This window comes from Rufibacter immobilis, from assembly GCF_003721565.1.
GTDB lineage: Bacteria > Bacteroidota > Bacteroidia > Cytophagales > Hymenobacteraceae > Nibribacter > Nibribacter immobilis.
In genome coordinates this window covers 532,119-554,977 of the sequence record NZ_RJJE01000002.1, presented here as the reverse complement: position 1 = coordinate 554,977, position 22,859 = coordinate 532,119, and the positions used below count along the sequence as shown (strand labels likewise).

Below are 22,859 nucleotides of genomic sequence, written 5' to 3'. Positions count from 1 at the left end.
TGTTGCTTCCCGCTGCTTGAGGGAGGCAACACGGTTTTTTATTTGCGCTTGCCCATAGGGGTAAACAGCAGGAACCGTGTCTAGAGATTATACAAGGCTTTATGAAGCCGGTAAATGATTAAGAAATCAACTAACGCAGCATCATTGACTGCGTTATGTATAAGCAAGCGTGTACTCCTAAGGCAGAAAGCACAGTCCAAACAACTCTGTGACCATCAGCAGCTATTGCGTTAATTATCTTTTTTCAAGCCACCGGTTCATGCAGCAGTAACAAAAACTTTATGAGGCCAAACCCAACATTTTTATTTTACGGCGTATAAAGAGTGTTTTTACCCGAGATCGTCTCACAACTTTCTCATTTTCCATTTAAGTAAAACTATGAAAAAGCTTGTATTATTTGTAGCAGCTGCGCTTACGTTTGGCGTTGCACAAGCCCAAAATGGTCCACGTATCGGTATCAAAGCCGGGGCCAACTATTCCAACATTTCCGGTGATCTGGACAATGAAGACATCTATGAAAACAAATTTGGGTTTGTGGGTGGTTTAACCGCCAACTTCAACCTAACCAGCGACGGGTTCCTCTCCATACAGCCGGAACTTCTCTACTCTCAGCGCGGCTATCAGTACAAAGATGAGCAGTACACCATAGGATCTGGCGCAAATGCGATCAACTACAGAAGCGAAGGCAATGTAAACTTCAATTACCTTGATTTGCCTATCGCGTTAAGAGTCAACGCAGGTGGTTTATTTTTTGAAGCGGGTCCGCAGGCCTCTTATCTTTTAGGGATCAAAGATAAAAGCGAAACCTTCTTGGGAGACAACAGATCCACCACTGAGAGAAAGATAGAAAAAGACGATCTCTCTGAGTTTGAGATTGGCTATATTGCCGGCTTAGGCTACCAGACACAGAACGGGCTCAGCCTGAACTTACGTTACAACGGCAGCATCAACAGCCTTGCCAAAGATGATAACGATGAACTGACCAACGCGCGTCACTCCGCTTTCCAGCTTACCCTGGGCTTCTTGATCCCGAGCAGATAATCCTCTGGGAAACGAACCCATTTCTTCACCGGCTGAATCTTTTTCAAAGGTTCGGCCGGTTTTTTATTCCTCATTCACAACACATTACCATTCCACAAATCCTCTTTACAAGTCCCGGCAGAGGTTCTTTTCAGTTTAGGCACAGTGTTTGATTAATTCCTGACATAAAATGGAACTAAACTCTTAAACCTAAAAACATGAAAAAGATCTTCGTTTTACTTGTGGCAGTAGTGGCTTCCTATGCCGCACAGGCCCAGACTACCTTCGGGATTAAAGGCGGCCTGAATTACTCAAACCTTTCGGGTGACCTGAAAGACGAATCCAGGTTCAACAACAAAATCGGTTTTAACGCCGGGGTGTATTTCAATGCGCCCATTGTGGGTGATTTCTTCTCTATTCAGCCGGAGATTCTTTACTCCAACAAAGGGTATAAGTATGATGACGTGGAGAAAACTAATCTGCTGGGCGTGACGGAACGGTATGAAGGCACCGCCAACTTCAACTACATTGATGTGCCGGTGCTGGCCCGGATCAAGGCCGGAAGCCTGTTCTTTGAAGCGGGTCCGCAGGTGTCTTACCTGCTCAACGTCAATGACAAGACCAAATATTACGTAAACAACAAACTGGAAGACCGCGGCACAGAAGAGAAAAGCAAATCTGGCTACTCAGATTTTGAGGTGGGTTACGCCGCCGGACTGGGTTTTGCCACCCAAAGCGGTATCAGTTTGGGCTTGCGCTACAACGGCGCGTTCACAGACCTCAGCGATGACTCTCCCGCCCGCGGCGATTTCAAAGATGCCCGCCACTCTGTATTCCAACTGTCTTTGGGTTTCCCGCTCAGCAGATAGTTCAGCACGTGACGTAACTTTATAAACAGCAAAGCCCGCTACCGTAGCGGGCTTTGCTGTTTTAGGCCAGTTTTAGGAAAAAGAGCCGCTAAACGCCTTTAGGCTTGCTGGGTATGCAAAGCGGCAAAATGCTGGTAGAACAACGGAATGGTCTCAATGCCTTTCATGAAGTTGAATACCCCAAAATGCTCGTTAGGCGAATGGATGGCGTCAGAATCCAACCCGAAGCCCATGAGTACCGTGTCTATGCCCAGCTCAGACTTGAACATGGCCACAATAGGAATACTGCCCCCGCTGCGCACCGGCACCGGCTTTTTGCCAAAGGTGTCTTCCATGGCCCGGGCCGCTGCCTGGTAGCCCGCCGAATTGGTAGGCGTCACCACCGGCTCGCCGCCGTGGTGCGGTTTCACGGTCACTTTCACGCCCGCTGGCGCGATAGACTCAAAATGCCTCTGGAACAGCGCGCTGATTTCCTCTGAGCTCTGGTGCGGCACCAAACGCATGGAGATTTTGGCAAACGCCTTGGAAGCGATCACGGTTTTGGCTCCCTCTCCGGTATAGCCGCCCCAGATGCCGTTCACATCCAGGGTAGGTCTAATGGAATTGCGCTCCATGGTGCTGTAACCGGCCTCGCCGTAGACATCAGAAAGATCAAGGGCTTGTTTGTAGGCCTCCAGGCTGAAGGGCGCACGAGCCATCTCGGCGCGTTCTTCCTGGCTCAGTTCCTCCACGTTGTCATAGAAACCGGGAATGGTGATGTGGTTATTTTCGTCATGCAATGACGCGATCATCTTGCACAGCACGTTGATAGGGTTTGCCACCGCCCCACCGTACAACCCCGAGTGCAGGTCGCGGTTAGGGCCGGTCACTTCCACCTCATGGTAGCTGAGGCCGCGCAGACCGGTAGTCACGGAAGGCACGTCATTGGCCAGCATACCGGTATCTGAGATCACAATGATGTCGGCGGCCAGTTTTTCTTTGTTTTCTTTCACGAAGGTGGCCAGGTTCACAGAGCCCACTTCTTCTTCGCCCTCAATCATGAACTTCACGTTGCAGGGCAGGTTCTGCTGCTGCATCATGGTCTCAAAGGCTTTTACGTGCATATAGGTCTGGCCTTTGTCATCGCAGGCACCGCGGGCGTAGATTTTTTCGTCCTTGATCACGGGCTCAAACGGAGGCGAGTTCCAGAGCTCATAAGGGTCGGCGGGCTGCACGTCATAGTGGCCATAGACCAGCACCGTGGGCAGGGTAGGATCTATCACTTTCTCGGCGTACACAATAGGATTCCCGGCGGTCTGGAACAGCTGGGCATTATCGGCGCCAGCCTCGGCCAGTTTTTCCTTCAGGTATTCTGCCGCCCGCATCACGTCTCCTTTGAAGGAAGGGTCTGCGCTCACGGAAGGAATGCGTAGCAATTCCAGCAACTCCTGCAGGAACCGGTCTTTGTTCTCTTCAATATAGGCTTTCATAATTTCCGATTGATGGTGCGGGTGAAGTTAAACAAAAAGCGCCATTCTCTTACGGGAACGGCGCTTCGGGATCAAATTTGCGGGCACAGGGGGCTCATGTACAAATGGCGTTTAGCGCCTGTTTTTGGAAAAAGAGCCCCTAAACGCAAATGCTTTATTTACTCTTGAAGGGATTGATGTTGGCTTTGCTTTCCACGCCCTGCAGCAGGCGGTTAATGTTCTTCTTGTGCGTGAGCACCACCATTACGGCAATGAGCACGCCAAACCCCAACAGCAGGGGCTCTGGCCTGAACACGGGCAGCAGCAGGAACAACGGGAACGCGATGGCCGCCAGCATAGAACTCAACGAGACATATTTGGTTAGCAGCAGCACCACCAGAAACACGCCCAGGCAAAGCAAAGCCACCTGCAAATGCACGGCCAACACCATGCCCATGAGCGTAGCCACCCCTTTGCCGCCTTTAAACCCCACGTACACCGGAAAGATATGCCCTACTACGGCCATCACCCCCAGAATGAGTTTGTACATGATGAGCTGGTCTGGTGCAATGACGCCCCAATGCAGGAGCAGCACCGCCAACGAGGTAGCCGCCCAGCCCTTGAAAATATCTACGGCCATCACAATGGAGCCGGCCTTTTTGCCCAGCACCCTAAAGGTGTTGGTAGCCCCGGCATTGCCGCTGCCGTGCTGGCGTACATCAATGCCATAGTATTTCTTACCTACCCACACAGCGGTAGGCACAGACCCAATGAGATAGGCCAACAAAATGATTCCACCAATAATGACCACTTCCATGCGCTTGCGGTAATGTTTTTGGTATTCTCCCTCTTACGGAAACAGCACAAAAACCTTTATAAATATATTTCTTCAAATATAGGAAAAGCCCCTGCCAAAGCCCAATTCAGCCATCGGCTACAAAAAAGACACCTCCCGTTTAAGGGCTGTTTTTGAAAAAACGGCCCCTAAACGGGAGGTGCAGGAAAAACGGTCAACTCGCAGAACAGCAGCCTAGTTGCCTACCGGCACAATGTCTGGTTCTGTGGTTTCGCCTTTCTTTTTCTTTTCTTTTTTCTTTTTACCGCCAGATTCCTCTTCGTTGTTCACAGGAGTTTCAAACCCAGACGGAACGGCATCTACTGTTTCTTCTTTTTTCTTCTTCTTGCTCTTCTTGCCGGTGTCTTCTTCCTCTGGGGCGGTGTCAAAGGTGTTGTACACCGGCTGCGCCGCCGCTTTGATGGGTTCTTTGCCCAGGTAAGTCTTCCGGAAGTAGTTCACGAACTCCATCTTGTCTATGTCTTCAATAGGATAGAAGCTGTACTCGCCCGCGCCCCTACCTTTTGATTTAGAAGCCACTGCCCCGTTGAACTGCGGATCTGAAGAAGCAACGCCCAACCCGCCTTCATAGAAATTGAAGTAGTACCACACGTACGGGTTTACTTCCAGGTACATAGAGAGCACATCACTAGAAGCACCGCGCTTAATTTCTATGTGACCCGTGATTTTAGCGTTTACATCAGTCTTGTCTATGCCGGCAATACTTACCGGCCCCACGCTGTACCAGGCATTCTCCTTAGGCGACCACTTGAGCTGCACCTGGTTGAGCACCAGCGTGTGGATTAGCTTAGGCGAGATTTTGGAGAAAGGCACGTACCCAGCGGCCGTGGCGGCGGTAAAGTCTTCCACGCCTTTGTCGCCAATGAAAGGGGCCAGTTTGTACTTGAGGGTAGAGTCGCTCAGGTTGATTCCTTCCGGCAGGCCGGCTACGTTTTTGGCTACGTGCTGCCCCATGCGCTCAATGGCCTGCGACGGCGCATCAAAGTCAAAGGCCATGAAAGTGTTCAGTTCATACCGGCTGCTGTCTGTACGGCCCACCCCGCTTCCCACGGTTTGCATATTGAAGCCCTTCACAGACTTAAGCAGGTTAAATTGGCCTTCGTACTTGGCTTCTTTGGTCTCATCGTTGTACTGGAGCACATTTCCCTCATAAGACTTGCCGTAGGCCCGGGCTTCGCTGCCCAGTTTGTATTTCTTTTCTTCTTTGTTGAAGGAAAGCAGACCATTGGCCTCAAACACATCCAGATCGTCTTCAAACTGTTTTTTAGACACAAACGTGGGGTAAATCTTGCCCGAGGTGGCGTTGATGTACAAACCGGTTTTAAGCGGAGTGCCGTCTGCCAGCGTTGGGTTGTTGATTTCCAGACGCACATTCTCAGGATCTACGCCATCGCGCTTGTACGGGAACCAATCGGCGCTTTCACTGCCGCTGAAGAGCAATTTGGCGTAGCCGTCAAAGTTGAACGTCTTCTTGTTAGACACCAGCGCCACATTGCCGTGGTACCGCACCTTAGGAATGATGAACAGGGTATCGGTTTCTTTCACGGCTCCCTCTGCCAGGAAGAAAGAAGCGGGCCCCGTTCCTTGACGCTCTTCTTTACGACCAGCCTCCGCTTTCTGCCAGGCAAACTTGTCGAACTTGATCTTGTAGGCATCTCCGGTGGCATTAGCGAAGGTGTAGATGGCGTTCCCGGTGATACCGAAGCGGTTGTCTATGTGCACCTCGCCTTTAACCATCTGGTGATACTTCTGCACTGAGTCCATGGCCAGGCTAGCGTTCTGGAAGGTTCTCAGCTCTGCATCTTTCAGCAACTGTACTTTGTTGCTGTCCGGTAAAATATAGCTGTCGCCCACAGGTATGTACGGCACGCCAGACGCAACCAGCGTATGGGTTTTAAAATCATACGTAGCCCCCTTCGCCTTAAAGGCCAGTGAGTCATCACCTGATTTCATGGAGTAGAAGTAGGCCTCTGTACCGTCTTCGTTGCCACTGGAAAGGGTCAGCTTCTTCGCCTTGAAGTCCCACTTACCCGCCGACAGGGAGGATTTATATTGCGCCAGCGGGAAGGTAGTGGCGGCAGCTCCTTTCTTTTCTGAGGCGTATTTGGCGTAGCCTTCATCCATGTAGAAATCCAGGAAGATATCATAAGTGGAGAGGGCTGGCCGTTTTTTATCAGCGGAGGCGACTTCCATAGAGGCGTTGTTCCCATGGATGAGTCCCTTCTTGAACACAAACGACGGGGATTTGAGTGCTACCTCACTATTCTCTGCCACCCCACTGCCATATAAGGAAGACGGCGTGAAGCCCAGCATGCCTTTGTAGGTAAACCGGTCGTTGAAGATGCTCATGAGCTCACGCCCTACCGTTTCAATCTCAAGGGTGTCTTTGTAGGGCTGCCAATTCATGGTGAAGGATTTGAACGATCCGCTGGGATAAGACCCTTGCGCCACCGTTCCGGCTTTGAAACTTCCCTTCTTCCCTACTTCTGTGGTGGCCGAGTCTACAAAAAACACGAAACCCGGTGAGTACATAGAAGCCGTCTGGTAGCTGAGGGTCCCTTTTCCTCTGAGGCCTTTGGTGTTCAGGGTGAGGGTATCTGTGAAGCGTCCTTTTCCGCCGTACACGGCAAACCCGTTCTTAGGCACCGCATATTCAAAGCCCAACGCTCCGTCTGGCTGAATGGCTAACCTTGTCTCAAACGGTGGAAAAATGCCCCCGGAGTTGAAAGTCCCCTTAAACCCGATCACGTTGCCTTTGGTACTGGCCAGGCTGTCAATCTTGAAAGGCGGAATGCTGAAGTACACGCTGGTATCATATACCCCACCTAAGATCTCAGGCTTGTTGAAATATACGGTAGCCCCGGAAATAGCATCCAAAGAAGGATAACCGGGATACTTCTTGCGGCCAGATTTATTGTCGGGCCGGTTCAGGTACAATTTGGCTTTGCCCTGGCCGCCCCGGTTTACCAACGTAAACGGCATGTCTTTCTCTTTGCCGTCTTTGTCTTTGGTTTTGGTGGTGAGGAGCGTGGAGTCAATCTTAGCCAGGTCAATGAAGAAGCCGTCGTAGTCAAACAGGAACTCCTGCCCTTTAAAGGTGAAGTTAGACGACTTCACTTTTCCGTTGAACAAGATGTTACGGTTCTTCTGGATGCGTACCATCTGGCTGTCTGGTTCTGCGATCACGGAAGAGTCTGTATGGAAGGCAAAGCTTTTTACTCCGCGCAGAATCAGATCACCGGTGGTCAGGTCTAAGGTAGCATTTTGTCCGGCCGGCGAAAGCGCATTCAGGTGAATGTAATCATAGTCTTTCTTGTCACGGGCGGCATCTGCGTAATGGTAGGCTTTCTCCCGTAGGTGCACGGCTCCCGTAGTAGGCTCGTAATCCAGATAATTGCCCTGGGCTAGCGTAGTCAAAGCATTGTGCAGCACCTCTGGCTTTATCTTGATGTCCTCAGACATTTCCGAAAGGTAGAAATTCTGTGTGCCTCTCTTCAACCCGTACCCCACGGTGGCAAACAGCGGATGGAAGTTGGAGATGGTCTTGATCTGCTGAAACCTGGTTTCTGTGAAATACTCCTTTGAGTTCACCTGCACCGGCACCTGGTTCTTGGCGGTTAGAATGGCGAAATCAATGGCTGGCTTTTGCAAATCCCACACGGCCATGTCTGTGGTAAGCTCCATCTGGTGGTAAGAATGGTAGTACGGTGTTTGTTTGTACAGCCCGTCTGGGTTCACCAACACCAAGCGCTTCTCATTTTTGTTGTACTTGAATTTCACGCCAGGATGGGTGATGGAATCCTGCCCCTGGAAGATGGCAATGCCGGCCACCGGTGCCGTTAAGACACTGTCACTGATGGTGTAGTTACGGGAGGTGGCTCTAAATTTCCGTTCACCGCCCTCGGTTACCCAAATGGTGGAAGGGCTTCCATTCAACGCTGCACTCATAAGAGTACCGCCCGCCAGCGAGAAACCGCCTATATACTTGATATCTGACCCAAAGTACTTGATTTTGGCGTTGTTAGTATGCGAGATAAATCTGGGAAAGCCGTTATCTCCGTTGGCTTTAGGTCTAGTAAGCTTGTACTCTAAATTCCCTCTAATACTGTTTTCCAGCACGGCCGGGTAAGTCAGGGTCACGTCTTCCACTTTGAAGGTGGGTTTATCTACGTCAAACGTAAGACCTTTGAACTCTGCGGTGGCGTCTCCGCCCATGCGGTTCCAAACCAATTTTCCGCCCTGCCCCACGTACTTCCCATTGGTGAGCGATACCTCCCCTTTCGCCTCCTTGATGGTAACGGAATCAAATGCGGAAGTGAACAACAGGTCTACTTTCTCCAGCACAATCACTGGACCGGCCAGTACGGGCAGGGGGGCGGCAAAGTACTGCTCCTCCTCCACTGACTCGGGTTCCGGTTTGGCCGGAGCGGATGTCTCTTTTTTGGTAGCTGCGCCAGCCTTAGTTCCGGTTTTAGCCGTTTTAGCCGGGGCAGGCTTTTTCACTTTCTTGGGTGTTTCCCAGGCAGCCCAAGGATCTTCCTCTTCTTGCTTTACTTCTTTTTTAGGAGCCGGAGCAGCGGGCTTGGGAGCAGCAGTTGCCGTTTTAGCCGGAGTTTTGGCGGGAGCGGGCTCGTTGCCCCAAGCCGCATTGGCCGCCGGTTCTGGCGTTCCTTCCTTGTATTCAAACGCGAAAGTGCCGCCTACCGCCTGCAACTGGTTGTTTGGTCCCTTATACAGGTTCTTGGAAAGCAAAAACTGCTGGGTATTTCCCAAAAAGCGCTCATACACTTTTACATCCTGCTTTTGCAGCGTTTGCTCTACCACGGTCAGCAGTTGATCCAGATTGGCGCCAGTGTACTGGTGCAGGTTTACGCTATTGGCCACTGTACCCCAGAAATTCTCAAAATGCGGACGGGCTTTGAGTTTTTTCTTCAGCATTTGCTGAGACAGGTCCATAACCTTGGCCTTCTGCTTCTCGCTGAGCTTGCCACTGCTCCAGGCGCTCTCCATGTTGGAGGCAACCAGCACCGCGGCTTCGTTTTTAGTACCGGCCATCATGGCGCGCACATCCAACAGGAACTGCCCCTGGTCATCTGCTGACAGTTTGTAGACCTGGCTGTACCCGAGCAAGCTGCTCAAAAGAAAAAGTAAAAAGAGAAAAAAGTGCTTCATAAGAAGAAGGTAAGCGTGCTAGTGGTTAGCTGTTTTTTCTAAATATGGCCGAAACCCAATTGTTTTTAGTTCTGGAAGATTCAAACGCCAAGCCTAGTTCTGCCGCTCTTTCCTGCAACAGCGGAAGGTCTTGGGTGTAAAATCCGCTAAGCACCAGTGGCCCGTTGGGTAACAGCAATTGACTGTACACCGGCATGTCTTCCAGCAGCACATTGCGGTTGATGTTGGCTAGAATCAACTCAAAGGGAGCCTCACCGGTCAACACGCTGGCGTCGCCCAGGCGCACTTCCAGAGTAGCGCAGTTATTGCGTTCAGCGTTTTCGCGAGCATTCTCCACGGTCCAGTCTTCAATGTCAACGGCCAAAACCTGGCGGGCGCCCAGTTGCTCGGCCATGATGGCCAGAATGCCGGTTCCGCACCCCATATCCAAAATGCGCTTTCCAACGTGATCCAGGGTCAATTGGTTTTCAATCATGAGCGTGGTAGTCTCATGGTGCCCCGTCCCGAACGACATTTTAGGCGTGATCACGATGTCATAAGCCACACCCTCAGGCTTTTCATGGAAATCTGCGCGCACAGAAACTTTATCTGAGATAAGGAGCGGCTCAAAATTCTTCTCCCATTCTTCGTTCCAGTTCTGCTTGGCGATGCTCTTGGTCTGGTACGGGAACTCCCCCGCAAAACGGTAGCGCTCCAGTACTTCCTGCAAGGCCTCCTCCTCAAACCGGTCTTCCTCTATGTAAGCCTGAAACCCGTTTTCGGTATCCTGAAACGTGTCAAACCCCAGCTCTCCCAGCTCTGCGATCAGGATCTCTGCATATTCTTCTGAGGCGGTAACCGTTACTTCAATAAAACTCATATTTGTTGATTCTAATATTTCTGCAAAAGCAGCAGATGCGGTTAAAAATTTAACGAAAATAAGCGTAATATCTTGCGTATTAGACTTATTTCTAGAAAATGATTTAAACTTTAGAGGTTTCTCTTCTGAGTCAGGTTTATCTATTCTCCAGGACAGGATCACTATAAACGCGTTTAGGGCCTGTTTTTGGAAAAACAGGCCCTAAACGCGGGAGCTTCTTTCTGTGCTCTATGCGGCTCCTCACCGGAGCTAAAGCAGGAAGAAACTAGAAGGATTTGATGATGTCTGTAAAGTCTCTTGATTTCAGCGAAGCCCCGCCAATCAGACCGCCGTCCACGTCTGGCTGCGCGAACAGTTCTTTGGCGTTGCCGGGGTTGGCGCTGCCGCCGTACAGAATGGTTTTATTGAAAGCAGCTTCGGCGTCAAACAGGCGGGAAAGCTCTTCTCTGATGTATTCGTGCATTTCCTGGGCTTGCTGGCTGCTGGCGGTGCGGCCGGTGCCAATGGCCCAGATAGGCTCGTAGGCAATCACAATCTGGTCAAACTCCTCGTTACTCAAATGCGCCACGGTGTCTCTCAGCTGCTGGCCCACGTACTCAAAATGCTGCTCAGACTCCCGCACTTCCAGGGGCTCCCCGCAGCAGAAAATAGGTTTGATGCCTTCCTTCAGGGCCGCTTTCATTTTCTTGAACAGCAGATCTGAATCTTCGTGGTGGTACTGACGACGCTCTGAATGCCCCACCAGCACGTACTCCACGCCTACTGACTTGAGCATGGCCGCCGACACTTCGCCGGTATAGGCGCCGCTCTCATGGGCACTCACGTCTTGGGCCGCCAAATGCATGCGCGGGTTGCCCTGGATTAATTTGCTGACCGTGCTCAGGAAGGGGAACGGGGGCGTGACAATCACCTCTACGTTATCAGAAGTGACCTCGTCCTTCACCATGTTGTCAATCTCGCTCACCAGCGCCTGCGCGTCCTGGTAGGTTTTGTTCATTTTCCAGTTACCGGCAACAATGTTCTTTCTCATAGCCTTGAATAGATAATAAAGAAATGCGAAGCTTTTCAGGCCTGCGCGTTTAGGGGTTACTTTTCTGAAATCAGGGCAAAAACAGCGTACCCTGTGGCCGCTAAGATAAGGATTTGTGGCTGATCTACGCGCCGGAGGTGGCATTTGTGCTTACAGGTGCAGGCTTTCTTTGAGGGCGGCGGGCACAAAAATGCGTTTCTCCACGGCATTCATGATCCGGAAGTCTTCAAGAAAAGAGGTCTCTTCGTTCAGGAATTTGAGGATGAGCGGGGCGGGCAGTTTGCTGAACAGGTCATGGAACACCTGCCGTGGCTCCTGTTTCTTCTCCAGCAGCACCCGCAGGAAAATGCTGTCATACAACCCAAACTTGTTGAACCCGCTCCCTGTACCCGCCAACGGCGCTTTCCCCTGGGCTAGATTACGGGCGATGGCTGAGCACTGCCGCTGAATAAAGCTGAACGTGTAGCCTGTAGAGGCTTTGGTGGCCCCACCCGCCGTACCGATGTTGATGACCTGCGCACTTTGCTGCCTGGGGAACGGGGCATCGGTCATGGGAATCATCCCGAATTCCTCGTGCGTGATCTCATAGTCCGTGAGCTGAAGGAAATCTCTGAGGTAGGCTTTCAGTTCCTGGTCATAGGCTTCCTGGGGAAGCTCGGCCTCAGAGAAACCGGTGTACTCCACCAGCGCCTCGTGCGCATTAATGGGCAACACGTACATAAACCGGCAATCTTGATGCTGCTCCACCCGGAAATCCATCAAAGTAGGCTCCTTCGGGTTGAAGACCGGTTGTGCGGTTTTGATGAAAATGCCTTTGAAATGCTGCACCATGTAATGCTTTTTGGGCAGCTGCTTGATTTTGAAGAACGCACTGTTGAACACGTACGGCGCCTGGTACACGCCGCGCTCGCAATGCACCGTTCCGTTAGGCTCTATTCTTATAATGTCTTCCTGCCGGAACTCCACATTAGGGAACTTCTTCATCAGCCCGAAGCAATATTCATAAAACGAGAGGCTGTCCAGCATTTTGTACTGGTACGGATGAATATCCAGCAACTTAGAGAACGTGGGCGAATGAAAATACAACGCCGACCACTTACTTTTGAGGCAGCTCTCAAACGGACTTTCCCCGGTTTGCCAGAAGCACCAGGTGCGGTCATTGGTTTGCTTGGCGTCGCGGTCCAGCAGCAGAATACGCTTATGCCGCAGGGGCTCCTGTTCCAGCAGATAGCACAGCAGACTCAGGCCCGCCGCCCCGGCTCCGGCAATAATGTAGTCGTAGGGGCGCGGGTTAGCGGACATAGAAAAACTCTACAAGGTTGAGGAACAGGAAGAAGAAGAACTGCACCAGCAGGAAGTACGGCGCCAGTCTGTTCTGGGAATTTCTGAGCAGCGGCATGAGCACCAGCACGAACAGAAAACTGAACACGTACCAACTGATGTAATTCTGCACCGGCGCCACGTGGCCCTGCCAATACCAGAAATCGAACTTCTCGCAGACCTGCTCAATCAAAAAATCAATGCTCACGGGCATGGCCGCCGCCACCGCTGCTTTTAGTATGAACGGTTTCTGCCAGGTATTGACTACCGTAGCCGCTGCAAAACACAGGGCCGCCCAATTCATGCCAATGAGCCAGGGCACCTCCAGGAACTTCGGCCCGAAGGCATCGCCGTAATAGTACTCCCCAAACACATCGCCCGTGGCTACCCCAATGACCTCGGCGGTGAAGCCTACCAGAAATACGCCTATGGTGCCGGCTACCATCTTCAGGGTGAGCCCCTGGTGGTTCCAGAACAGCAGCGCCGTGGCCAGAATCAGGTTGAGCGGCGTGTTACTCAGAAACCAATCCCGGTACGGCGTGTAGAACCCAATGAGTCCGCAGCCATGGAACAGACAGAGGATGATGATAGAGACATACAGCTTATTGACAGGCAAAGGCACAGAAAGGTCTTTCATTCCCAAAATTGATTTCCCTTGGCGTACGCGAAAGGCGGCAATATAGTGAACCGGCAGCAGAAAGATTTGTTCACGGCAACCACCCCTCCTGCCAGCGAAATAAAGGCTCAGGAAAGTCTATGGCTTTTTGTGTCCTCCGTTTTTGGCCTGATTTTAGAAAAAGAGCCGCTAAACGGCAATGTGCCTTCTGCTGCTCCTGAGAAAATTTTTTCTCCTACTTCTGCTGAAAGCATCTAAGCCGCAAAAGGCTTTACGTTTGGTAAGGGCTTATTTAGATTGCCCACAAGATCCTTTCAGGATGACAAAAGGAGAAAACCCACCCCTACCCCTCCAAGGAGGGGAGTTGCTCCGAGAAGCAGCTTTAGATAGATGACGTTGAGATGGTGATAATCAACTTTTTGAGGTTATAAGATTACGCATTCCTGATGCTCCCCTCCTCGGAGGGGTAGGGGTGGGTTTCCTCCGCTTTGCGAGTGTTCTGAAACAAAAATCCCTGCGCGGCTTCTCTCATCGCACAGGGATTTCTTACACTTTCCGTTTAGCGGCTCTTTTTCTGAAAACAGGCCAAAAATAGACCTACAGCTTCGGTTTTAAATACTTGGCAGTGTGGTTCGTTTCTGCCTGTTTCACCAAGTCTTCCGGCGTACCTTCAAACAGCAGGTGGCCGCCGTTAGTACCGCCTTCGGGGCCGAGGTCAATGATCCAGTCGGCGCACTTGATGATGTCCATGTTGTGTTCGATGACCAGCACGGTGTTGCCGTTTTCTACCAGGGCATTCAGGGCAGTTAATAACTTGCTGATGTCATGGAAGTGCAGGCCGGTACTGGGCTCATCGAAGATGAACAGGATATTGCCGTTGTGTGGCGTGGCGCCTTTGGTCAGGAACGAGGCCAGTTTCACGCGCTGCGCTTCACCCCCAGATAAAGTATTGCTGCTTTGCCCTAATCTAATATAACCGAGGCCCACGTCTTGCAGCGGCTTCAGTTTCTCCAGAATCTTGGGCTGGTCTTTGAAGAAAATCAGGCTGTCGTCAATCGTCATGTCCAGCACCTCGGAGATGTTTTTCTCGTGGTACTGAATGTCCAGAATGTCTTGCTTGAACTTCTGCCCGCCGCAGGCCTCGCAGGTTAGGTAGATATCGGCCATAAACTGCATCTCAATCTTCACCTGGCCTTCGCCCTGGCACACCTCGCAACGGCCGCCTTCAATGTTGAACGAGAAGTGCGATGGCTTGAACCCGCGCGCCTTCGCCAAGGGCTGGTCGGCGTACATAGTCCGGATGGCGTCATAGGCTTTCACGTAGGTCACCGGGTTGGAGCGCGACGATTTGCCGATGGGGTTTTGGTCCACGAACTCCACGTGCGCCACTTTGTTGATGTCACCGGAGAGTTTGTCAAATTTACCCGTGGCATCGGCGTGGCCGCCGAGGGCTTTGATGAGCGACGGCGCCAGAATCTTCTTAATCAAGGTAGATTTGCCAGAGCCGCTCACGCCCGTCACCACCGTCATCACGTTCAGGGGCACTTTCACGCTCACGTTCTTGAGGTTGTTCTCGCGGGCACCATGCACTTCCACGCAATTCCGCCAAGGGCGACGCTGCGTGGGAACCGGCACTTCCATGCGGCCACTCAAATACCGGCCGGTGTAGGTATCACTTTTCAAAAGGTCCTGGAACGAACCCTGGAACATGAGATTTCCGCCGCCTGAACCGGCTTCTGGACCGATGTCCAGCACCTGGTCTGCCACTTCCATCATGCCTTCCTCGTGCTCCACCACAATCACAGTGTTACCCATTTGCTGCAAAGAGCGCAATACACCAATGAGTTGGTCAGCGTCTTTGGGGTGAAGCCCAATGCTGGGCTCATCTAAGATATACATAGAACCCACCAGGGCACTACCCAAGGATGTAGCCAGATTGATGCGTTGGCTTTCGCCGCCGGAAAGGGTGTTGGACAAACGGTTCAAGGTCAAGTAGCCCAAGCCTACACGCACGAGGTAACTCAAGCGGTTGGTGACTTCGGTGATGAGGCGGTCGGCCACGGCTAGGTCATGCTCGCTCAGATGCAGGTTCTGGAAGAACTCCAGCGTTTTGGTCACAGGCATGAGCACCAGATCCGTGATGCTTTTGCCGTCCACCTTCACGTAGCTGGCGTCTTTGCGTAAGCGTGAGCCTTTGCAGTCTGGGCAGGCGGTGCGGCCGCGGTAGCGGGAAAGCAACACGCGGTACTGAATCTTGTGCGTCTGCGCCTGTACGTGCTTGAAAAAGTCATTCAGCCCCCCGAAGTATTTGTTCCCGGTCCAGAGCAATTCCTGCTGTTCCTCAGTGAGTTCGTTGAACGGACGGTGAATTGGAAAATCGAACCGAATGCCGTTTTTGATGAGCGGTTGCAGCCATTCGTTCTGCTTCTCGGTGCGCCACGGCGCGATGGCTCCCTCAAACACGGTCAGGCTTTTGTCTGGAATCACCAGGTCTGGGTCAATGCCCAGCACGCTGCCCCAGCCTTCGCAGGTCTGGCAGGCACCGTACGGGTTGTTGAAGCTGAAGAAGTTGACGCTGGGCTCCTCAAACACCATTCCGTCCAGCTCGAAGCGGTTGGAGAACACGCGTTTCTCGTCGCCCAGCTGCACGTGGCATTCGTCGTGGCCCTCGTAGAACGCGGTCTGCACCGAGTCAGCGAGGCGCATCTGCAGGGTTTCGGCTTCCTCGTCATGCCTGATGACGGCGCGGTCAATGAGAATAAAGACCTCGCCCTTGGGCTCAGGTTTTCCTTCTGCAATGAGTTCCTCAATAAAGAAGGGCTCACCGTTCAGAATCACGCGGGAATAGCCTTTCTGCAACAGCAAATCCAGCTCTTTGCTCAGTTTGCGGTCTTTGTTTTGCTGCAGCGGCGCCATAATCATGACGCGGGTTCCGTCTTCCAGCGCCATGAGGTAATCTACCACGCTGGTGACGGTATCTTTCTTCACCTCTTTACCGGAGACCGGCGAAATGGTCTTACCAATGCGCGCGTACAGCAGCTTGAGGTAGTCGTAAATCTCGGTGCTGGTACCCACGGTGGAACGGTTGTTCCGGATGCTCACCTTCTGCTCAATGGCAATGGCCGGGCTGATGCCGCGTATGTAATCCACATCGGGCTTGTCCATGCGGCCCAGGAACTGACGGGCGTAGGAGCTCAGGCTCTCCACGTACATGCGCTGCCCCTCGGCATACAAAGTGTCAAAGGCCAGCGACGATTTGCCGGAGCCGGAAAGGCCGGTGACCACAATGAACTGATTGCGCGGCAGGGCCACGCTCAGGTTCTTTAAATTATGGACGCGGGCCCGTTTGATGATGATGTGCTCGCGGGCGTCCAGCGCGTCTATTTGGGTATCTTGCGGAATGATGTCTTCTGTCATATAGAAATGTAGCCTCTCTAGAACATAAACCGCTCAAGAATAATTCTGTTGCGCGGCCACAAAACGGCGGAAGGCTAAACCGCAAAGGTAGGCATACGCCGCCGCATTTAGAAGCCTGACCGTCAATTGCGTTTTTGGCCTGTTTTCCCAAAAACAGGCCAAAAACGGCGGAAGAAATTTGCGGGTATTTGGCTGAGTTTGTAACTTTCTTCCCTTCCGTCTCGGAAAAGATTACTTGTCATTTGATTGTTTCACTTACCAATTAATCAGTACCACTATGGGAAAAGGAGATGCTAAAAGCAAAAGAGGAAAAATCAGCAAGGGATCATTCGGGAACAGCCGTCCCAAGAAAGCCCAGAACAAAGCGACCAAGTTGGCGAAGCTAGCCCCCAGCAAAGCCGCTGCCAGCGCGTAACATTTTATTCGGCTTGCGCCGAAAACAGGAATCCCCGCCAGATTTGGTTCTGGCGGGGATTCCTGTTTTTGACCTGTTTTTAGAAAAACAGCCCCGAAACGCAACTGGCGCAGACGCTCGCAGGTGCTGCGCACGCTACGAGGTCTTGGGAGCGGACGATAATGCGGCGGCCAGCCGATTGAACCCACCCCTACCCCTCCCAGGAGGGGAGTCTTGTTGCATAGGAGCTGAATCGCATATCAGTAGAAGCCTTTCCCATGGAATGGTAGAGCACGAAAGCGACACCCGTGACGATGGCTTTGACCACACCCTAGCTGATACTCCCCCTTTGAAGGGGGCGAAGGGGATGTTGACACCTGCTGATCCGCGCCTTCCAGATCATTCCCCTCCCGGGAGGGGTAGGGGTGGGTCTACGCATGGCAGATCTTCCCATGGCTCCCGGCGAGTCTGGAGACTCGCACCACTACATGTCACGAGTCAAAGACTCGCGCCAGTGCTTGTTTTTTTTCAATGAGCAATCAGCGATTCTCCCAAGGCCTCGTAGCGTCCGGAGGACCTGCGAGCGTCTGTACCCACGCCCCCTCTCTTTATCTTTGATTTCCATCTTTCTACCATTCCCGTTATCTTTGCCCCCAGAACCTACGCAGTTGCTTTGAAAATCAGGGTTATCTTCTTTGCGGTGTATCTTTTCCTGGGCTCCCTGCTGCCCAACTCAGACCTGCATGAGCTTTCCAAAATCTCTGATTTGCTGCAGCACTACCAGACGCACGTGGCCCTGAACGGACAGTTAAGCTTCACGGAGTTCCTGCACATGCACTACCAGGGCTCCGAAAACACCCGCTCAGAAAACCACGACCGGCTCCCGCTCAAGCAGATGGGCAACTCGGCGTATGATTACTTTGTAGCCGTGCCTTTGCTGCAGCCTTCTTTCCAGTTACAGGAAACCCAGGAGCCACAGCATTACCTTTCCCACCCTCAACCCAGAGTGGCAGACGCCTTTGCCGGTAGCATTTGGCAACCTCCGCAGGTAGCGTAACAACTCCCCTTTTATTGGCAGCAACAGCAGTCTGGCTACTTTCAAAAGCCCAGGCTTCTCTCTTCTGTCATTCTGAAAGAACCTTGTGAGCAAACTAGTATAGCGTTCAAGAAACGTCACTACCGTTCGCAACCAAGTTCCTTCCAGGATGACAAAGAAAGATCTGGTGCATTCAGTCCTGAACGAGAAGTGTAAAGTTGTTTTTGGCCTATTTTCTGAAAAACTGCCCCGAAACACACTCCAAACTCAGAACTCTAGACTCAGCACTCAGGACTAACCCAGACCTGTGAGCGTCTCTGCCAATAGCCCAATCAACCTCATTTTCCCAGAACCGTCGGGACGGCTACCGTTCAGGCGTTCTCCGGCTTTGCTGCTTTTGGCTTGTTTTTGAGAAAACAGGCCAGAAACGGCGTCATTCCAAATCAAGAACATGTTACAGAAGATTATAGAGTTTTCCATCAAGAACAAGCTGGTGATAGGCTTGCTCACGGTGGCGCTGGTGGCGTGGGGCGTGTACAACGTGCAGCGCCTGCCCATTGATGCCGTGCCCGACATCACCAACAACCAGGTGCAGGTCATCACGGTGTCGCCGTCGTTGGGGGCGCAGGAGGTGGAGCGGCTCATCTCGTTCCCCGTGGAGCAGTCGGTGGCCAGCGTGCCGGGCGTGACCGAGATCAGGTCGTTCTCCCGTTTCGGGCTGTCGTTGGTGACGGTGGTCTTTGACGAGGACCGCGACATTTACTGGGCCCGCCAGCAGATCACCGAGAAACTGAAAGAAGCCGAGGAACAGATTCCCGAAGGCATGGGTTCGCCCACGTTGGCGCCTATTTCCAGCGGTTTGGGCGAGATTTACCAATATGAGCTTCGGCCGGCGGCCGGATATGAAAGCAAGTACAACGCCACCGAACTGCGCACCATTCAGGACTGGATTGTGCGTCGGCAACTGTTGGGAACGCCCGGCGTGGCCGAGGTCAGTAGTTTCGGGGGCAAGCTGAAGCAGTATGAGGTAGCCATCAACCCCGAGAAGCTCCGCAGTTTCAACCTCACCATCACCCATATTTTCAACGCGCTGGAGAAAAACAACGCCAACGCGGGCGGCGCTTACATTGAAAAAGACCCCAACGCCTACTTCATCCGCACCGAAGGGCTGGTGAAAAGTCCCGAGGACATTGGCCGCATTGTGGTCACCAACACCGCAGGCGGTGCGCCAGTCCTAATAAGAGACGTGGCCGAGGTGCGGGAAGGTTCGGCCATTCGGTACGGCGCCATGGTGAACGAGCAGGGCGAAGTAGCGGGCGGCATTGTGATGATGCTCAAAGGCGAAAACTCGTCCCAGGTGATTCAGCGGGTGAAGGACAAGGTGGCTGAAATCAGGAAAACCCTACCGAAGGGCGTGGTGCTGGAGCCATTCCTGGACCGCACCAAGCTGGTGAACCGCGCCATCAACACCGTAGAAACCAACCTCGCCGAGGGCGCGCTGATTGTGGTGTTCGTGCTGGTGCTGCTCTTGGGCAACTGGCGGGCAGGCTTGTTGGTGGCCTCCGTGATTCCGCTGGCCATGCTGTTTGCCATCTCGCTCATGAACGTGTTTGGCGTGTCTGGGAACCTCATGAGCCTGGGCGCACTGGACTTCGGGCTGATTGTGGACGGGGCTGTGATTATTGTGGAGGCGGTCATTCACAGCATCCATACCAGCGAGTACGCGCAGCAGGGCGTGTTCAGGCTCTCGCGCAAGCAGATGGACGATGAGGTGCAGGGCTCGGCCAGCAAGATGATGGGCTTTGCGTCGTTCGGGCAAATTATCATTTTAATTGTGTACCTGCCTATTCTGGCGCTGGTGGGCATTGAGGGCAAGATGTTCAAGCCCATGGCGCAGACCGTTTCCTTCGCCATTCTGGGGGCGTTCCTGCTGTCGCTCACCTACGTGCCCATGATGGCCTCGCTGGTCTTGAGCCGCAAAACCCAGCACAAAGAGAACATTTCAGACCGAATCATGCAGGCCATCAACCGCGCGTACCAACCGCTCCTCAACTTCGCGTTGCGCGCCAAAACATTGGTATTGGGCATTGCATTGGGGTTGTTCGCGCTGTCATTGGTGCTGTTCACGCAGATGGGCGGCGAGTTTATTCCGTCACTGGACGAAGGCGATTTTGCCATTGAAACCCGCGTGCTCACCGGCAGCTCCCTTAACGAGACTATTGAAGTGGTGCAGAAAGCCTCCAAGGTACTCAAGCAGACCTTCCCTGAGGTAGAGAAAGTAGTCACCAAAATCGGCTCTGCCGAAGTGCCCACCGAACCCAACCCCGTGGAACTAGGCGACATGATTGTGGTCCTGAAAGAACGCGACCAATGGACCAGCGCCAGTTCCCGGGTGGAGCTGGCCAACAAAATGTCTGACGTCCTGCACCAGAATCTTCCCCAGGCCACCTTCGGCGTGCAGCAGCCCATTCAGATGCGGTTCAATGAGCTCATGACGGGCGCGCGGCAAGACGTGGTGCTCAAAATCTACGGCGAAGACATGGACCAGCTGGCCCTGTACGCGCAGAAAATTGGCAAACTGGTGCAACCCATTGAAGGCGCGCAGGACCTGTACATTGAGGAAATGAGTGGACTGCCGCAGGTGGTGGTACAATATGATCGCGAGCAGATTGCCCGCTATGGCCTCACCATTGCAGACGTGAACCGCACCGTCACCGCCGCCTTTGCCGGTGAAATTGCGGGCCAGGTGTATGAAGGCGAGAAACGCTTTGACCTGGTGGTGCGCCTGAACCAGCAGAACCGACAGGACATTACGGATGTGCAGCGCCTGTACGTGAGCAATGAAAACGGCCTGCAGATTCCGCTGGAGCACATTGCCCAGGTGGAGATGAAGGAAGGCCCCAACCAGATTCAGCGCGACGGCACCCGCCGCCGCATCACCATTGGTTTTAACGTGCGCAACCGCGATGTGCAGAGCATTGTCACCGAGATTCAGCAGAAAATTGAGGCGCAGATTCAGTTGCCGCCCGGCTACACCATCACCTACGGCGGCGAATTCCAGAACCTGATTGAAGCCAAAGAACGGCTCTCGGTGGCGGTCCCGCTGGCGTTGGCGCTCATCTTCGTGCTGCTGTTTTTTGCCTTCAAATCCATTAAACAGTCTATCCTCATCTTCACGGCCATTCCGCTGTCGGCCATTGGTGGCGTGTTTGCCCTGCTCCTGCGAGACATGCCGTTCAGCATCTCGGCGGGTGTGGGCTTCATTGCGCTGTTTGGCGTGGCGGTGCTCAACGGCATTGTGATGATCGGGTATTTCAACCAACTAAAAGCCAGCGGCATGACCAACCTGGAACAAATCATACGCGAAGGAACGGCTGCCCGTCTGCGGCCCATCATCATGACGGCCACCGTGGCCTCGCTCGGTTTCCTGCCCATGGCCTTGTCCTCCTCGGCGGGCGCCGAAGTGCAGAAACCTTTGGCTACCGTGGTGATTGGCGGACTGCTCTCGGCTACGCTGCTCACGCTGGTGGTGCTGCCCATCATCTACTATTTCTCGGAGCGGGGCTTTGGCGGGCTGAAGAAATCGGCGGCGCTGTGGCTCCTGCCGTTCGGTCTGGCGTTGCCTTTGAACACGCAAGCCCAAACCACTCCGCCGCAAACGCTGTCGCTGGCCCAGGTGCTGGAGCTAGCGAAGCAGCACAACCAGCAGCTCAAAAGCACGGTGCTGGAAGTAGAGATGCGGGGTGCGTTGCAGAAAACCGCCGTGGACATTCCCAAGACCGAGCTTTCCTATAGCCAGGGCGAAATCAACAGCCCCATCACCGATGACCGCATTGGCGTGAGCCAGACTATTCCGTTCCCTACGGTGTGGAAAGCGCAGGGCAAGCTGTTGCAGGAACAGAAGAACCTGAGCCAGCAACAACTGAATCTGGAGCAGCACGACCTGCTGTATCAGGTAAAGCAAGCCTATGCCCGGTTGGCATTTCTGCATCAGGCCCACCAACTGCTACAGCGGCAAGATAGCATCTTTCAGGTATTAGAGCGGGCCGCCGAGGTCAGGTTCAGGACCGGAGAGACGGGGCTGCTGGAGAAAACCACCGCCACTACCCAACGCCTGGAACTCACCGACCGCCTCCGGCAGAACCAGAGCGCTTTAGCCGTGGCGCAGGCGCAGTTGAATGCTTTGGTGCAGGCCCCGCAACCCTTGCACATCAAGCCGCAGCCGCTGCAACTGGACAGCACTTCCTTCGGCGTAGCCGAAACCCAGCACCACCCGCTCCTGCAAGTGCACCAACAGCAGATTGCCGTAGCTGACCGCGAGCGGCAGGTGGAGAAAAGCAGATTAGCGCCTGATCTTACGCTGGGGTATTTCAACCAGTCCTTGATTGGTACTTATGACATCAACGGGCGCGTAGAAACAGCCGCTGACAGAAGCCGTCGGTTTCAGGGGGTGGAAGCGGGGGTGGCGGTGCCGCTGTGGCAAGGGGCACAACGGGCGCGGGTGAAAGCTGCCGCTTTGGGCAAGCAAGCCGCGGAGGCCTTGCTCCAAAACCAGCAGCACCTCTTGCAGAGCGAGTGGCAGGCGGCGCAGGAAACCCACCAGCGGCTGCGCCAGAGCGTGCAGTTTTACCGGGATCAGGTGCTGGTGAACGCTCGCCTGGCCCTCACCCAAGCCGACAAAGCTTACCGCAGCGGCGAGGCCAGCTACCTGAGCTACCTCCAGGCCGCCGACCAGCAGCTGCGCACCCAGCAGAATTACCTCCAGCTTCTGCTGGATTATCAATTAAACGTCTTTCAACTCCAATACCTAAGAGGCAACTAA

At 53.2% G+C, this 22,859-nt stretch carries 14 protein-coding genes; 6 read left to right on the top strand and 8 right to left on the bottom strand.

Going from position 1 to position 22,859, the window contains the following annotated elements; translation table 11 throughout:
* Positions 1-378: 378 nt before the first annotated feature.
* On the top strand, positions 379-1,041 hold the full coding sequence (locus tag EFA69_RS04825; protein ID WP_123131942.1) for a porin family protein: 663 nt from the start codon (positions 379-381) through the stop codon (positions 1,039-1,041).
* Between the two features lie 197 nt (positions 1,042-1,238).
* Entirely contained in the window at positions 1,239-1,889 is a 651-nt protein-coding gene (locus EFA69_RS04820; RefSeq protein ID WP_123131941.1) for a porin family protein, read from the top strand.
* Between the two features lie 98 nt (positions 1,890-1,987).
* Here EFA69_RS04820 and EFA69_RS04815 read toward each other — a convergent pair whose 3' ends face one another.
* From EFA69_RS04815 to EFA69_RS04785, 7 genes are all read right to left on the bottom strand, one after another.
* Positions 1,988-3,358 (bottom strand): dipeptidase, encoded by a 1,371-nt coding sequence (locus EFA69_RS04815; protein WP_123131940.1) that lies wholly within the window; start codon positions 3,356-3,358, stop codon positions 1,988-1,990.
* A gap of 154 nt (positions 3,359-3,512) precedes the next feature.
* Positions 3,513-4,154, bottom strand: a complete 642-nt coding sequence (gene plsY / locus EFA69_RS04810; protein WP_123131939.1) for a glycerol-3-phosphate 1-O-acyltransferase PlsY — start codon at positions 4,152-4,154, stop codon at positions 3,513-3,515.
* Positions 4,155-4,367: 213 nt separating this feature from the next.
* Positions 4,368-9,332, bottom strand: coding sequence for a hypothetical protein (locus tag EFA69_RS04805; RefSeq protein WP_148041266.1), 4,965 nt, complete (start codon positions 9,330-9,332; stop codon positions 4,368-4,370).
* Positions 9,333-9,390: 58 nt separating this feature from the next.
* On the bottom strand, positions 9,391-10,386 hold the full coding sequence (prmA, locus tag EFA69_RS04800; protein WP_317125617.1) for a 50S ribosomal protein L11 methyltransferase: 996 nt from the start codon (positions 10,384-10,386) through the stop codon (positions 9,391-9,393).
* A 103-nt stretch (positions 10,387-10,489) separates the two neighbouring features.
* A complete protein-coding gene (gene tpiA / locus EFA69_RS04795) occupies positions 10,490-11,254 on the bottom strand; it encodes a triose-phosphate isomerase (protein WP_123131936.1) in 765 nt (254 codons plus the stop codon).
* Between the two features lie 150 nt (positions 11,255-11,404).
* Positions 11,405-12,556 (bottom strand): lycopene cyclase family protein, encoded by a 1,152-nt coding sequence (locus EFA69_RS04790; protein ID WP_123131935.1) that lies wholly within the window; start codon positions 12,554-12,556, stop codon positions 11,405-11,407.
* Entirely contained in the window at positions 12,546-13,211 is a 666-nt protein-coding gene (locus tag EFA69_RS04785; protein WP_123131934.1) for a carotenoid biosynthesis protein, read from the bottom strand. Before EFA69_RS04785 ends, EFA69_RS04790 begins: the two co-directional genes overlap by 11 nt.
* Before the next feature lie 45 nt (positions 13,212-13,256).
* Between EFA69_RS04785 and EFA69_RS04780 the strand changes: the two genes are divergently transcribed.
* Complete coding sequence (locus EFA69_RS04780) at positions 13,257-13,448, top strand: hypothetical protein (protein WP_148041265.1); 192 nt, start codon at positions 13,257-13,259, stop codon at positions 13,446-13,448.
* 339 nt (positions 13,449-13,787) lie between these two features.
* On the opposite strand, the gene uvrA is transcribed toward EFA69_RS04780, so the two are convergent.
* Positions 13,788-16,607 carry an excinuclease ABC subunit UvrA gene (gene uvrA, locus EFA69_RS04775; RefSeq protein ID WP_123131932.1) on the bottom strand — a complete coding sequence of 940 codons (2,820 nt, stop codon included), beginning with the start codon at positions 16,605-16,607 and terminating at the stop codon, positions 13,788-13,790.
* Between the two features lie 277 nt (positions 16,608-16,884).
* Between uvrA and EFA69_RS04770 the strand changes: the two genes are divergently transcribed.
* From EFA69_RS04770 to EFA69_RS04760, 3 genes are all read left to right on the top strand, one after another.
* A complete protein-coding gene (locus EFA69_RS04770; RefSeq protein WP_123131998.1) occupies positions 16,885-17,022 on the top strand; it encodes a 30S ribosomal protein THX in 138 nt (45 codons plus the stop codon).
* Positions 17,023-17,674: 652 nt separating this feature from the next.
* The gene (locus EFA69_RS04765; RefSeq protein ID WP_123131931.1) at positions 17,675-18,058 is read left to right on the top strand and encodes a hypothetical protein; all 384 of its coding nucleotides are present in this window, start codon (positions 17,675-17,677) and stop codon (positions 18,056-18,058) included.
* A 430-nt stretch (positions 18,059-18,488) separates the two neighbouring features.
* Entirely contained in the window at positions 18,489-22,859 is a 4,371-nt protein-coding gene (locus tag EFA69_RS04760; protein WP_123131930.1) for a CusA/CzcA family heavy metal efflux RND transporter, read from the top strand.